General features: G+C 66.8%; 13 protein-coding genes. 5 read left to right on the top strand and 8 right to left on the bottom strand.

The genetic code is table 11. The features are described 5' to 3' along the window. Window positions 1-797, bottom strand: a 797-nt coding sequence (locus tag B5X90_RS19985) for a DUF222 domain-containing protein (RefSeq protein WP_143264843.1), incomplete at its 3' end; no start/stop codon positions are given. 393 nt (window positions 798-1,190) lie between these two features. Here B5X90_RS19985 and ggt point away from each other — a divergent pair. Continuing rightward, a complete protein-coding gene (ggt, locus tag B5X90_RS19980; RefSeq protein WP_079555643.1) occupies window positions 1,191-3,017 on the top strand; it encodes a gamma-glutamyltransferase in 1,827 nt (608 codons plus the stop codon). A gap of 48 nt (window positions 3,018-3,065) precedes the next feature. Here the strand turns inward: ggt and B5X90_RS19975 are convergent, their stop codons facing one another. Together B5X90_RS19975 and B5X90_RS19970 are read right to left on the bottom strand one after the other, a co-directional pair. Then, a complete protein-coding gene (locus tag B5X90_RS19975) occupies window positions 3,066-4,616 on the bottom strand; it encodes a M1 family metallopeptidase (RefSeq protein WP_079555642.1) in 1,551 nt (516 codons plus the stop codon). A gap of 567 nt (window positions 4,617-5,183) precedes the next feature. Continuing rightward, the gene (locus B5X90_RS19970) at window positions 5,184-5,486 is read right to left on the bottom strand and encodes a DUF4193 domain-containing protein (RefSeq protein ID WP_028277900.1); all 303 of its coding nucleotides are present in this window, start codon (window positions 5,484-5,486) and stop codon (window positions 5,184-5,186) included. 164 nt (window positions 5,487-5,650) lie between these two features. Here B5X90_RS19970 and B5X90_RS19965 point away from each other — a divergent pair, with 164 nt between their 5' ends. After that, the gene (locus B5X90_RS19965) at window positions 5,651-6,031 is read left to right on the top strand and encodes a DUF7793 family protein (RefSeq protein ID WP_079555641.1); all 381 of its coding nucleotides are present in this window, start codon (window positions 5,651-5,653) and stop codon (window positions 6,029-6,031) included. A 175-nt stretch (window positions 6,032-6,206) separates the two neighbouring features. Then, the gene (locus tag B5X90_RS19960) at window positions 6,207-6,674 is read left to right on the top strand and encodes a hypothetical protein (RefSeq protein WP_079555640.1); all 468 of its coding nucleotides are present in this window, start codon (window positions 6,207-6,209) and stop codon (window positions 6,672-6,674) included. A 23-nt stretch (window positions 6,675-6,697) separates the two neighbouring features. Here the strand turns inward: B5X90_RS19960 and B5X90_RS19955 are convergent, their stop codons facing one another. Next, window positions 6,698-7,408: a hypothetical protein gene (locus B5X90_RS19955; protein WP_079555639.1), complete on the bottom strand. Its 711-nt coding sequence runs from the start codon at window positions 7,406-7,408 to the stop codon at window positions 6,698-6,700. An 81-nt stretch (window positions 7,409-7,489) separates the two neighbouring features. On the opposite strand from B5X90_RS19955, the gene B5X90_RS19950 reads away from it, so the two are divergent. Further along, window positions 7,490-7,960, top strand: a complete 471-nt coding sequence (locus B5X90_RS19950) for a MarR family winged helix-turn-helix transcriptional regulator (protein WP_079555638.1) — start codon at window positions 7,490-7,492, stop codon at window positions 7,958-7,960. Window positions 7,961-8,035: 75 nt separating this feature from the next. Further along, entirely contained in the window at window positions 8,036-8,224 is a 189-nt protein-coding gene (locus B5X90_RS21100) for a hypothetical protein (protein WP_143264841.1), read from the top strand. A 65-nt stretch (window positions 8,225-8,289) separates the two neighbouring features. On the opposite strand, the gene B5X90_RS19945 is transcribed toward B5X90_RS21100, so the two are convergent. From B5X90_RS19945 to B5X90_RS19930, 4 genes are all read right to left on the bottom strand, one after another. Then, window positions 8,290-9,654, bottom strand: coding sequence for an MFS transporter (locus tag B5X90_RS19945; RefSeq protein WP_079555637.1), 1,365 nt, complete (start codon window positions 9,652-9,654; stop codon window positions 8,290-8,292). A gap of 174 nt (window positions 9,655-9,828) precedes the next feature. Beyond that, window positions 9,829-10,533, bottom strand: a complete 705-nt coding sequence (locus tag B5X90_RS19940) for a FadR/GntR family transcriptional regulator (protein WP_079555636.1) — start codon at window positions 10,531-10,533, stop codon at window positions 9,829-9,831. A 10-nt stretch (window positions 10,534-10,543) separates the two neighbouring features. Beyond that, on the bottom strand, window positions 10,544-11,671 hold the full coding sequence (locus B5X90_RS19935; protein ID WP_079555635.1) for an L-talarate/galactarate dehydratase: 1,128 nt from the start codon (window positions 11,669-11,671) through the stop codon (window positions 10,544-10,546). A 100-nt stretch (window positions 11,672-11,771) separates the two neighbouring features. Further along, window positions 11,772-12,692 carry an AEC family transporter gene (locus B5X90_RS19930; RefSeq protein ID WP_079555634.1) on the bottom strand — a complete coding sequence of 307 codons (921 nt, stop codon included), beginning with the start codon at window positions 12,690-12,692 and terminating at the stop codon, window positions 11,772-11,774. Window positions 12,693-12,703: the final 11 nt, after the last annotated feature.

Genomic DNA, 12,703 nt, shown 5'->3' with positions numbered 1-12,703 from the left:
CGGAGCTGGGTGAGAGTCCGGGGCTCGTCCGGGCCCTGCAGGGCGCGGGCGGCGGCGGTGGCCCGTTCCCAGATCCCGGCGGCGGTGTCGGCCGGGAAATAGGCCGAGAGCCAGGCCATGCCGTCCCGGTCCGGGGTGTACTCGATCCGCCGGTCCGCGGCGGACGTGGCGTGGCGTTCCTCGATGCCGGCCGGGTGGTGGCGTTCACGCCAGGTACGTGCCTTGACCCGGAACCGGGACGCCACGAGCTCCCCGGCCGGGCAGCCGCGGGCCGGGTTCGGCGCGTCGGGGTCCAGGAAGTGCGCCTCGAGCCCGGCCGTACCGGCCCGGTCCAGGCCGGCGGTTTCCTGCACGAGGATCCGGGCGTGGGCCCAGGAGAGCGTGCCGGCCTGCAGCGCGGCCAGGGTCAGCGGCAGCTCCGTCGTCAGGGCCCGGGAGTCGGCGAGGAGGGCGGCGGCGGCGCGTTCGCTGACGGTCAGGACACAGCCGACCTCGGCGACCAGGGCCATCTCCTGTACGGCACGGTCCCGCGGGGACGGTGCCGGTGGGGCCAAGGCCCTGGTTGCCTGGACGTAGTCGGCGGCCAGCCGGACCTTCAGCGCCGCGGTCCGGGCCTCCAGCCGGGCGACCTCGGCGAGTCCGTCCAGGCAACCGTCCGCCAACCGCCGCAACGGATCGCCAGCTTCCAACGGGTCGGCAGCAGGCGGATCGGCGGCGCCGGTACCGGCCAAGGCAGCCAGCGCGGCAGCAGAGGCGGCGACGGCCTCCACGGCCGCCCCGCTCTCCGCACTCAACATCTCCGAACTGAACGCTGTCTTGCTCTCCACACTCAGAGCATATGGCGAGGCACTGACAGTAATGATGAAACGGACGATGCAGCCACACACGACTAAGGCATTGACTGGCGTCCGCGGATTTCAGTTGCTCCAAGCCGCCGACCACCAACATGGGCGGAGTACCGGGATGTATATGCCGCGGGCGCGGAATGTCGGGAGCGGCTATAAATGCCGGGGGTCGCCAGGCCGCGCCCCGGCCCGTGGACCCACCGACGCCACCGAGCACCCGGCAGTCCAGTTCTCACTGCTGCTGAAAGAGCGCCCGACGGCGTCGACCGAGTGTTGAGTGTCCCACGCCTGCGTAGTAGCGTGACAAGCACTGTCAATACGTGTAACACGGACTCGGGAGCGATCATGGCATATATGACACGTGGGCTGGTGGCTGTCACGGCGGCCCTGGCATTGAGCGTGACGGGCGGCGTCCTCGCTCCTGCGCAGGCCGACCCGCGGGAAACCGCAAAGACGCCAACCGCCACTGGGTACGGCGGTGCGGTGAGCACCGTGGACCCGGAGGCATCCGCGGCGGCGATCGAGGTCCTCCGCAAGGGCGGCAATGCGGCGGACGCCGCCGTCGCTGCAGCCGCGACCCTTGGTGTCACTGAGCCTTACAGCGCCGGGATCGGTGGCGGAGGCTACTTCGTGTTCTACGACGCGAAGACCGGCAATGTAGGCACAATCGACGGCCGCGAGACCGCACCTGCAGGAATGCCGCACGACGCATTCATCGACCCGGCGACCGGCAAGCCGTACAACTTCACGCCCGAGCTCGTCACAAGCGGCGTCTCCGTCGGCGTCCCCGGCACCCCGGCTACCTGGGCGCGTGCCCTGGACCGGTGGGGCACGTTGAGCCTCGGCAATGCCCTGAAGCCTGCCATCAACGTGGCCACCCGTGGATTCGTGGTCGACAAGACGTTCCGCCAGCAGACCCTCGACAACAAGGCACGGTTCGAGGCATTTCCCTCGACCAGCAGCCTCTACCTCCCGGGCGGTGACGCCCCCGCCGTCGGCAGCGTCTTCCAGAACCACGACCTCGCTGAGACATACCGGCTCCTCGCGAAAAAGGGCACCAGCGGCTTCTACGGCGGGCCGCTTGCGGCCGAGATCGCGGCCACGGTGCAGGCCCCGCCTAAGACGTCCAAAACCCAGCTGCCCGTTCCTGCAGGCCATCTGACGACGGCGGATCTCGCCGCGTACCGCGCCCTGGACCAGGCGCCCACGCACGTGGACTACCGCGACCTGGACGTCTACGGCATGGCGCCCTCCAGCAGCGGCGGCACCACGGTAGGCGAGGCGTTGAACATCCTGGAGCCCTCCGACCTGTCCGGGATGTCCACACCGGGCGCCCTGCACCACTACCTCGAGGCCAGCGCGCTTGCCTTCGCAGACCGTGGCAAGTACGTGGGGGACCCCGCGTTCGTGAGCGTTCCCACCGCCGCGCTCACGGACCCGTTGTTCGGCAAGGAGCGCGCCTGCCAGATTGACCCGCTGCACGCGGCAGCGAAGCCGGTCGCGCCGGGGAACGTCTCCGCGTACGACGGCGCGTGCCCGGCCGCCGCCGTCGCACCCGCCGACGAGAACGACACCGAGAACATCTCGACGACCAACCTGACCGTCGCGGACAAGTGGGGGAACGTCGTGGACTACACGCTCACGATCGAGCAGACCGGCGGGTCCGGCATGGTGGTCCCCGGCCGCGGCTTCCTGCTCAACAACGAGCTGACCGATTTCTCGACCGTCTACGACCCGGCCGACCCGAACCGGATCGAACCGGGGAAGCGCCCGCGCTCCTCCATGTCGCCGACCATCATCCTCAAGGAGGGCAAGCCGTTCCTCGCCCTCGGCTCGCCCGGCGGATCGACCATCATCACAACCGTCCTGCAGACCATCCTGAACCGGGTGGACCTCGGCATGACCATCTCCGAGGCGATCGCTGCACCGCGTGCCTCGCAACGGAACACGGCCAAGGTCACGGCCGAACCCGAGTTCATTGCCAAGTACGGCAGCCAGCTGGCACCGTTTGGCCATCAGTTCACGCCGTCGGGGGATGCGTTCACGTCGGCAGCGGAGATCGGCGCCGCGACTGCCATCGAGTTCCTGCCCGACGGCGGGATGGTCGCCGCCGCCGAGCCCGTGAGACGCGGCGGGGGATCAGCGATGGCCGTTAAGGAGTCCCGGCGGTAGGGCTCATGCCGGCTGGCGAGGGTGTCGGGCCAGTCCAGACGCCCGCCATTACCGGAGGGTGCTCCGCGGCGTGTTGTGGGAATGCGTGGGAGCCGGTCCTGGGATCAGCTGAGTTTTCGTTACCGCTTGCTGTGGCATCGCCGGGCGGTCGCCTTCGCGCAACCAGTCGTCGAAGAACGCGTCGAGCTGCTGGCCCGAGGCCTTTTCCATCACGGCTTCGAAGTCTTCCGTCGTCGCCGACGAGTCGTTGTAGCGGCTCAACCACGTCCGGGTGCCGCTGAGGAATGCCGCGTCGCCGATCTTCGCGCGCAGCGCATAGAGGGCGGCCGCCCCGCGGAGGTAGACCTGGCCCGCGAACAAGTTGTCACGGCCCGGGTCTGCGATGTTCAGCGCCCAGCGGTTGTTCGCGTCGAGGTATGCCATCGCGTCCCCGAACTGTTTTGGCATCGTGGCCGTGCCTTGATGCTCGGCCCACAGCCACTCGATGTACGTCGCCCAGCCCTCGTTCAGCCAGATGTCCTGCCAGTCGGACGGGCTCACCGCGTCTCCGAACCATTGGTGCCCGAGTTCGTGCACCACCGTGTACTCGTCCGCGACCTCCGAGTAGACCGGCCGCGTCTGCGCCTCCAGCGCATAGTCGACCGTGTCGTCGTCGACAATCGCGCCGAAGGCCTCGAACGGGTACCGCCCGAACTGGCCCTCAAGGAATGCGATCATCTTGGGCTGCAACGCAAGCGACGCCTTAGTCTCGGCCAATGCCGCGCCCGTCACGTCCGCGTCGATCGCATTGATGATGGGCAGCCCGTGCGGACCGACGTCGTACGACAGGGCAAAGTCGCCGACGTTCGCCGTCGACAAATAGCTGGCCATCGGGTCCGAGGCCTTCCACGTCCATGTGGTCCATCCCGCCTTCGTCGCCGGCCGGCCGACGGGCAGGCCGTTCGCCACGGCCGTCTTCCCCGCCGGCACCGTGATGCGGAACGTATAGGTCGCCTTGTCTTCGGGGTCGTCATTTACGGGATACCAGGTCGCCGCACCCTCGGGCTCGTTCACGACCATCGCACCGTCAGCGGTGGTGACCCAACCGTAGAGCGCCCCGGTGGTGTCGAGCGGCCTGCCGGTGATTCCGCCGTACTCGATCACGATCGACGTCGTCTGTCCGGCCTTCAGCTTCGGCCGCAGACCGACCGTGAGTTCCCAGATCCGGTTCGCGTCGTTCTGCACTTGGGACCACTTGGCGGCCTTGCCGTCGACCTGGACCGACGCGACGCCGAGGCCGCGCAGGTCGAAGTTGAGCGACTCCAGGTTCTGCTTCGCACGGACGGTGACAGTTGCGACCCCGCTGAGGCGGCCCGCGAGCACCGCGGGATTGGTCGGTGGCGTATAACGGAGGGCGAGGTCGTAGTGCAGGACGTCGTAGCCGCCGTTGCCGGCGAACGGGAAGTACGGGTCGCCGCTGCCGGGTGCGCCCGCCGTGTAATGGGGGCTGACGTGGGTGGGGGCCGCCTGCGCAGGTCCGCTGATTGCGCCGACGCCGGCCACGGCCAGCACCAGGATGACTGCTGTACGACGCAGGAGCCCTCTGCAGTGCTGCCTCATCACCGATTTTCCTCCATCCGTGTCTCGGGATGTCCATTTGGGTGAAACAGCAGAAACGTCGTCCCGAACGGAAACCGCCTCGGTCTGAGAAGTCATGACCGCGCCCCCAATGCAGTTGTGGAATGTCGCCCATGATCCCCACAGCAACTTTGGAAAACCTTGGTACCGGTCCGAGGTGAGGCCGCCAGGCCGACGAAAGCCTGCCTTTGCGCTGGACTCCAGTGCCTCAAACCGGTGTATGACAGACTTTCCCCGATCACCCACCGGAGATTCAGTTCACCCTCACGGAGAGCCCATGCTGGATTCGATCATTGACGTCCTCAGCGCAGCGCTGGAGGCGGCATGGGCGAGCTGGCGGCCCACACCCAAACAACGCGCCAAGCGGGGATCATGCTCTCGCGCGGCCGGGACCTGTCCGCCGAACGAAAGCAGTTCACGGAGATGTGTACGAAAGGTCCAGCGCGGCGAGTGCACGCAGGTATGTAGCCATCGAATTGGCTTGGGCAGGCAACAGCTGCCCTGCTGGAACGGCTCGGCGTCACTGGCCTCGGCCAGGGCAGCCCGCTTCTAGCCCTCGCAGTCCGTGCAGTAGATATCGGTGCCGGACTGCCGGGCGATCTGGGAACGGTGCCGGACCAGGAAACAGGAGCTGCAGGTGAACTCGTCGTCGGCCTGCGGGATGACCTGGACAATCAGCTCTTCGGCGATGAACTCGCCGCCGGGGACTCCGGCCCCGTCCAGCCCGTCGGCCTCGTCCAGTTCCTGGACGACGCTGCGGGCGTCCGGTGCGTTGGCGGACTGGAGTGCTTCCAGGGAGTTTTCCTGGGTTTCCTTAACGTCCGAGCGGACTTCGTCGTAATCGGTTGCCACGTGGCTTGTTCTCATTTCTCGAGTCTTAACTAGGCTAAGTGCAACGTATGGCACCCCGCGGTTGTTCCGCAGGCGACGCCAGAATCCACCTCGTGCGGCGTTCGCCGGCCACACCATGGGCGCGGTGCCGGGCGCCGCCGCAGTTCGGGCCTAGGATCAACGGCATGATGCAGGGACCAATCGACGCCGCCGACGGGAAGAACTCGCTCAGCGTCGATGCAGGGATACTCGAGAGCGTCTGGCGCCCGGGTTCCTTTGTGGACGCCGACGACGCCCGGGACGCCATGCTTGCCGTGGACCGGATCAGCGGCGGGACGCCGATGCCAATGCTCTCTGAGATGACCGACGTGGTGTTCAGCGCAGCGGCCAGATACCAATTCGCGCAAAGCAGGGGCGTGGTCGCTATCGCGGTCCTCGGATCGAGCACGGTCGACAGGGTGATCGCTTCCGCCACGAGTCGGGAGACAAAATACCCGCACGAGTTCTTTACCTCCAGGACTGCAGCAATTGCATGGCTGAAGGATGTCATCCAGAGCCACGATTGAAAACGGCCGGGCCCGGCGTCGCCATCAATCCTGCCCCCGACCCGAGACAGACCGGTCTTTACCGTTGTAAAGTGTCGTCACGGTCTTCCGCCCCGCTGGCTCCAGGAATGGATGCAGGGCTCTCGGGATCGTGGCCGGTTCCGGGCTCTGCCGGAACGGGAACAAAGGAATGCCAATGTCCATTGAGTTGTCGTCCCGTGCGGAACCCTCACACGGACACACACCCACGGACGCGTTGGTCAGCGAGCCGGAGGACAGCTGGGCGTGGGGGATACGCTTGCAGGCCGCCGGGATCATCGCCGAAGTGCTGTCTGATTCTTCGCCGGGGCAGGCCCGTGCACGGGAGCAGCTGTGCCGTTTGCTGCAGGCCAACCCGGGCCGGCCGGAAGTAGCGCTGGCGGAACACCTGATCGCCCTCCGGGAGGAATCCGCCCAGGGCCGCCGAACCGACCTGACACTCGTCAAGGACGACGGTGCGGCGGAAACGCCTGCACAGCCCTCGACACCAGGCGCCGGACGGTCGCCCGGGCGTCGTTCAGCCGCCGCCCGCCACCCCCTGCTGCATCATCGTCCCACCGAGCGCGTGCGCTATGGCCGCGTGGATTCGGCCGACCTCGGAGGCCTCTCCGGGGAGGGAGCCTAGACCGGATGGCCGTCCCGACAGGCTCATGGTTCGCGTCGATTCGCGGCAGCCCGGCTCTGCGGCAACAGGAACCCGACCGCAACCAGCCAGAGGAGTCCGCCGAACCGCCCGACGGGCAGCAGGAACTGGAGCGGCTCGATCACCATGGAGAGAAAGCTCAGCTCGGATAGGGCGGCAATGACCAGGCCGGCCCAGGCCAGCCAGCGCGGCACGAAGTGCAGAATGAGGGCGGGGACAGCGATTCCGGCGACGAGGAGCCCCAGGCCGACGACATAGGCGACACCGCCCGTGATGAACGCGAGAAACGACATTGCGTGGGTCAGCGTCACGTCGGTGGTGATTTCCGGGCGGCTCAGAACCCACCCCACGGCAGCCGAGACCATGAGGAACACCGAGGCGGTGATGCCGCCAAAGAAGCCGATTGCGGGCCCGGGGACCCGCACACCCAGCCGGAGCTGCCGGGCGTAAACCGTGGCCGCAAAGATGCCCAGCGGGACTGCTGAACCGAATTGGAACAGGCTGGCGAGCCGGACGGCGTCGGGGTTCCCGTGAAAATATGCCGCGACCTGGCCGGCGGGGGAGAAGGGCGAGACGTAGGTCTGCCCGTTGGTGAGGATCGCGCTGCCGAGCAGGGCTCCGATCGTGAGTCCCAGACTCACGGCCGCCAGGATGCCCGGGTTGGGGCCGCCGGATCGCGTCGAGGGAGCAGTGTGGTGGCGGGACAGGTCAGTCATGATCGCTTCTTTCCGATAATTACGTCACAACTAAAATGATTCACCTGTTGAATGATTCTGTCAATGGCGTAATATTGGGGCATGGAGTCAACGGATCCGCCGCGGCCGAAGCGAACCGCTTTCCTGCTGTCCCAGCTCGGGGCGCTGGCATCGGCACGCTTCGCCGAGCGCACCCGCGAACTCGGCCTGACCCCCAGCGATGCGGGGGTCCTCCGCCTGCTCGGCCGTAGCCCCGGACTGAGCCAGCGGTCCCTGGCCGACCGCCTGGGAGCGGTGCCGAGCCGCGTTGTTCCCCTCATCGACTCGCTGGAGACGCGAGGCCTGGTGGCCCGCGTGCGCAGCAGCGCCGACCGGCGGAATTACGAGCTCCGGCTGACGGCCGAGGGCACGAAGGTTCTCGGAGCGCTGCGCGGAATCGCCGAACGGCACGAGGCCGAAATTCTGGCCCCGCTCACCAGCGAACAGTCTGCGCAGCTGGGGATCCTGCTGGCCAGGTTGGCCAGCGCCCATGCCCTCGACACAGACCTGCATCGGGACACGAGGCCGGCGTGAACCCGGCGTGCTGGCTGGTTTTTCGAGGCAAAAACCGTCCTTTTCAGCCGGCGGGCAGTGTGGGATCATCCCGGTATGGGCGAAAATACTGAACCGCGGGTGACCTTGCCCTCCGGCCCGGAGCGCCCGAAGGGCACGCATCACCGCGACGTTGATGGTTACGGAAATCCGATCACGCAGCAGCTGCGCATCATCGGTCAGCGGCGCCGCGAAGCCGAAGAAAAGCTCGACCGGCACCTGCAGGACGCACGCAAGAGCCACTGAGCGCGGCATGGGCGATGGAAAAGGCAGGCGCCCGGCGGGTGCCTGCCTTTCCTTTCCATGCCCGCCTACTTGGCGGCCGCTGCGAACGGCGACGCCTCCTCGGGTGTAGCTGCGGGCCCTGCCGCGGTATCGGTTTGGCGCTCCTTGAGGAAGTACACGAGCGCGGCGGCGATTGTCGATGCCGCTGCGAGGGCGAAGAGGCCCGGTATGACGCTGCCGGTCTGCTCCTTGATGATGCCGAAGCCAAACGGGGCCACGAATCCACCGAGGTTGCCCAGGGAGTTGATGATGGCAATTGCCGGCGCAAGGATGAGGGGGTGCAGGCCGGACTGGGGGATGGTCCAGAACAACGGTGACGCGCTCTTGAATCCCATGGCGGCGATGGCCAGGAATACGAGGGCCAGGACCGGGGAGGCGACGGCGGCTGCGAGCGTTCCGACGGCGGCGACCAGGAGCGCAGCGACGAGGAGGGGCCGCTTGGACTTGGCCTTGTCCTGCCACTTGGCGGCGAAGTACATGGCGATCACGGCGCAGACCCAGGGGATGGCGGAGAGGAATCCGACGCTCAGGTCCGTGGTCCCCGGGATCTGCTTGACGATGCTGGGCAGCCAGAACGTGTTGGCGTAGATGGAGAGCTGCACGGAGAAATAGATGCCGCAGAGGAGGAGAATCTGGGGGTTCAGCAGCATCTTCCAGCGGTTGATCTTCCCGCTGGGATTTCCGCCTGAGGCGTCGGCGTGCTGGGCGTCCTCGTCCGCAATCGCCGCGGTGAGGGCAAACTTCTCGCCCGCTGTCAGCCATGTGGCGTCCGCGATCCTGGCGTCAAGGACGAAGAACACCGCGATGCCGACAACCACGGAAAGCAACCCCTCGAAGCCGAACAGCCACTGCCAGCCGCGGAATCCCAGGACGTCGTGGAGGCTGAGCAGCATTCCGGCGATCGGGCCGGAGAGTGCCGCGGCGACCGAGGAGCCGGCGATGAAGATCGCTGTTGCTTTGCCCCGGTGCCCGGCCGGTACCCAGCGGGCGAAGTAGAAGATGACGGCGGGGAAGAAACCGGCTTCCGCTGCGCCGAGGAGGAACCGCAGGGCGTAGAACATGGTCTCGTTCTGCACGAACACCATCAGAAAAGAGACGATGCCCCAGCTGATCATGATCCTGGCCAGCCAGACCTTGGCGCCGTACTTCTCCATCATCACATTGCTGGGCAGTTCGAAGATTGCGTAGGCGATGAAGAACAGCCCGGCCCCGAACCCGTAGGCGGCAGCGCCGATGCCCACATCCGCGTGCAGATGCTCCTGGGCATAGCCGATGTTGGACCGGTTGAGCTGGTTGCAGACCAGCATGACGAGCATGATGGGCAGCACCCGCTTGAAGAACTTTTTCGTGGCCGAGGCCACGTCCGTGACAGCGTTGTCGACAGACTGCATGGAGATTTCCTTTGAATTGGCGAAGCTGGTCGGCCGGGGCGGGCAGTTGATTGTGGCCCTCGCCACAGCGATTCTCCACTTTATTCGGCGGTAGTAATGCCCGTCCAACACATTAATTGCATCGCTGGATACCTTGAGGGACTGGAAGTCCCCTCCCGACGACCGGCCCTGGGGTCAGCCGTTGCCGGGAGCGGCGGCGCGCAGCCGCCGTCGGGAATTTGCCAGATGGCTCCGCATCGCCGCCGACGACGACGGTCCGTCGCCCTCCGCGATGGCGGCGACGATTGATTCGTGTTCCTGCACCACCTGGTCGAAATGCCCGCGCGCCTCAGGCTCACCGCCGCCCACAAGCCGGCCGCGGGGCATCGCGATCATGGTCGGCCCCAGGGAGGCGAGGCAGTCGGAGTAAAAGGGGTTCCCGGAGGCTGCGGCTATGGCCCGGTGGAACTCGTAGTCAGCCTTCATGGCGTGTCCCGGGTGGGCTGCGCTGTCCACGAAGTCTGCAAAAGCCTTCCGGACAGCGTTCAGCTGCCGGTCTGTGTGGTTCCGGGCCGCGAGGGCGGCCGCCTCGGACTCCACCGCGATGCGGAACTCCAGCTGCCACAGGCGGTCTTCCAGGCTGGCCACGGGGCGGCTGCCGGCCGACTGCTGCGGGCCGTCCGGCGGCGGGGTCAGTGCGAAGCTGCCCCGCCCGCGTTCGGTCTGCACGAGCCCCTCCGCCTGCAGCCGGGTCAGGGCCGAACGGACCACGGTCCGGCTCACGCCGAATTCGCTGATCAGGGTGTTTTCGCTGGGCAGCTTTGCGCCCGGCGCAATGACGCCGTCGACGATGCGGCGGCGAAGATCGCTTGCGAGGTCCGCGGTCAGGTTCCGGCTCATGGCTTCAAGGTTACTTGCCGAATTCCACAGATTCTGTGGTCCAGGCGCGCGCCTGCTCGCTGAGGGAGATGCCCAGCCCGGGGCGGTCCGGGACCAGCATGCGGCCGTTCTTGGTTTCGAGGCGCTCGTTGAACAGCGGATCGAGCCAGTCGAAGTGTTCCACCCAAGGCTCGTGCGGGTAGGCGGCGGCGAGGTGGAGGTGGATTTCCATGGCGAAGTGCGGGGCGAGGCCGAGTCCGCGCTCGTCGGCCAGGGCGGCGAGGCGCAGGAATTGGGTGATGCCGCCGACGCGCGGGGCATCAGGCTGGATGATGTCACAGCCGTTCGCACTGATCAGGCCCTTGTGCTCCGCGACAGAGGCCAGCATCTCGCCCGTGGCGATGGGGGTGTCCAAGGCGCGGGCGAGGTCCGCGTGGCCTTCGAAGTCGTACGCGTCGAGCGGTTCCTCGATCCAGATGAGGTTGAATTCTTCCAGCCGGCGGCCCATCCGCAGTGCGGTGGCGCGGTCCCACTGCTGGTTGGCGTCGACCATGAGTGGCACGTCCCAGCCAATGTGTTCGCGGATGCCGGCGACGCGGCGCAGGTCCTCGGCAGTGTCCGGAAGGCCGACCTTAATCTTGATGCCGCCGATGCCTTCGTCCAGCAGGACGGTGGCACGGGCCTTGACCTCGGCCAGGGAGGCGTTGAGGAAGCCGCCCGACGTGTTGTAGGTCTGCACGGAGTCACGGTAGGCGCCCAGGAACTTGGCAAGCGGCAGGCCGGCGCGCTTGGCCTTGAGGTCGTAGAGCGCGATGTCAATTGCAGCCAGCGCCTGGGTGGCCACGCCGGAGCGGCCCACGGACGCCCCGGCCCAGAGGAGTTTGGTGTACAGCCGGCCGATGTCATTCGGATCCTCGCCGATGATGCCCTCGGCGACTTCCTTGGCGTGGGCGTACTGGGCCGGCCCGCCGGCGCGCTTGGAGTAGCTGAAGCCGATTCCGCTGTGGCCCTGTTCGGTGGTGATTTCGGCGAAAAGGAACACGACCTCAGTCATCGGCTTCTGGCGTCCGGTGAACACTTTCGCGTCACTGATAGGAACGGCGAGTGGAAGCCTGGCCGTGGACAGCTTTACATGGCGGATGAGATCAACGCTGGTCATGGTTCTCCCTGAAGTTCCTGCGAGGCAACTCCGCCCCGCTCAACTTAGACTACAAGTTAGTTACTTGTATCACAAGTGCTGGAACAGTGTTGCGCCGCAGTCAGCCAAGCAGCCAGGCGATGACCAGCAAAGAGCCGGCGCAGAGCAGGGTGGTGCACAGGATGACGTCCCGGGCAACGATCACGCCGCGCTGGTACGGGGAGGCGAAGAGAAAGACATTCTGGGCCGTGGGCAGCGCCCCCATGATCACGATGGCCAGCAGGTGCTGCCCCTCGAGGCCGAAGACGAAGCGGCCCAGCGCCCAGACGATCACGGGCATGCCTGCGATCTTGAGGAACGTGGCGACGAGCGATTCGGTGCGCCCGTCGCCCCTTTGCAGCGGGGCCTTGCCGGCCAGGGACAGTCCGAAGGCCAGCAGCACCATGGGGACGGCGGCGCCGGCGAGCATGTCGACAGGTTTCAGCAGCAGTTCCGGGACGGTCCAGCCGATCAGTGCGACCGCCGCGCCCAGGCCGGAGGCGATGATCATGGGGTTGGCTAAGGGCTGAAGCAGCAGTTTCCGCCACGAGATCCGGGACCCCGACGCGACACCCAGCAGGGTCAGATACACCGGCGCCAAGACGAGGATCTGGGCCAACAGGACGGGAGCCACATGCTGGGCCGTTCCCACGGCGTAGAGGGAGACGGGGATCCCGATGTTGTTGGCGTTCGCGTAGCTGCTGGCCATCGCGCCGACGGCTGTCTCTGCCACCGGCCGGCGGAAGAACAGGAAACTCAGCAGGGAGTAGAGCAACCCCACGGCCACCGCGGAAAGCAGCGCCAGCGGGGCGTCAGTTCCGAGTGCGGCCCGGATATCGCTGCCGGCCACCACTGTGAACAGCAGTGCCGGGTTGGTGACGTAAAAGGCCGTGCGGGTCAGGGCGCCCTGGACCTCCGGTCCGAGGATCCGCAGCCGGGCCGCGAGATATCCGACGGCGATGACCGAGGCGACGATCAGTATGCCGGTGAGAACGCCGCCCAAGATTGGTCCTT

Origin of the sequence: Arthrobacter sp. 49Tsu3.1M3 (genome assembly GCF_900168135.1) — a bacterium.
Lineage (GTDB): Bacteria > Actinomycetota > Actinomycetes > Actinomycetales > Micrococcaceae > Arthrobacter.
This window is presented reverse-complemented; position numbering and strand designations above follow the sequence as displayed.

Bases quoted from the DNA above. Each gene is read 5' to 3' on its own strand.
- B5X90_RS19950 (WP_079555638.1), top strand. From the start codon at position 7,490: ATGGAGTCAACGGATCCGCCGCGGCCGAAGCGAACCGCTTTCCTGCTG.
- B5X90_RS19960 (WP_079555640.1), top strand. From the start codon at position 6,207: ATGTCCATTGAGTTGTCGTCCCGTGCGGAACCCTCACACGGACACACA.
- B5X90_RS19935 (WP_079555635.1), bottom strand. From the start codon at position 11,671: ATGACCAGCGTTGATCTCATCCGCCATGTAAAGCTGTCCACGGCCAGG.
- B5X90_RS19945 (WP_079555637.1), bottom strand. From the start codon at position 9,654: ATGCAGTCTGTCGACAACGCTGTCACGGACGTGGCCTCGGCCACGAAA.
- B5X90_RS19965 (WP_079555641.1), top strand. From the start codon at position 5,651: ATGATGCAGGGACCAATCGACGCCGCCGACGGGAAGAACTCGCTCAGC.
- B5X90_RS19975 (WP_079555642.1), bottom strand. From the start codon at position 4,616: ATGAGGCAGCACTGCAGAGGGCTCCTGCGTCGTACAGCAGTCATCCTG.
- B5X90_RS21100 (WP_143264841.1), top strand. From the start codon at position 8,036: ATGGGCGAAAATACTGAACCGCGGGTGACCTTGCCCTCCGGCCCGGAG.
- B5X90_RS19955 (WP_079555639.1), bottom strand. From the start codon at position 7,408: ATGACTGACCTGTCCCGCCACCACACTGCTCCCTCGACGCGATCCGGC.
- B5X90_RS19940 (WP_079555636.1), bottom strand. From the start codon at position 10,533: ATGAGCCGGAACCTGACCGCGGACCTCGCAAGCGATCTTCGCCGCCGC.
- ggt (WP_079555643.1), top strand. From the start codon at position 1,191: ATGGCATATATGACACGTGGGCTGGTGGCTGTCACGGCGGCCCTGGCA.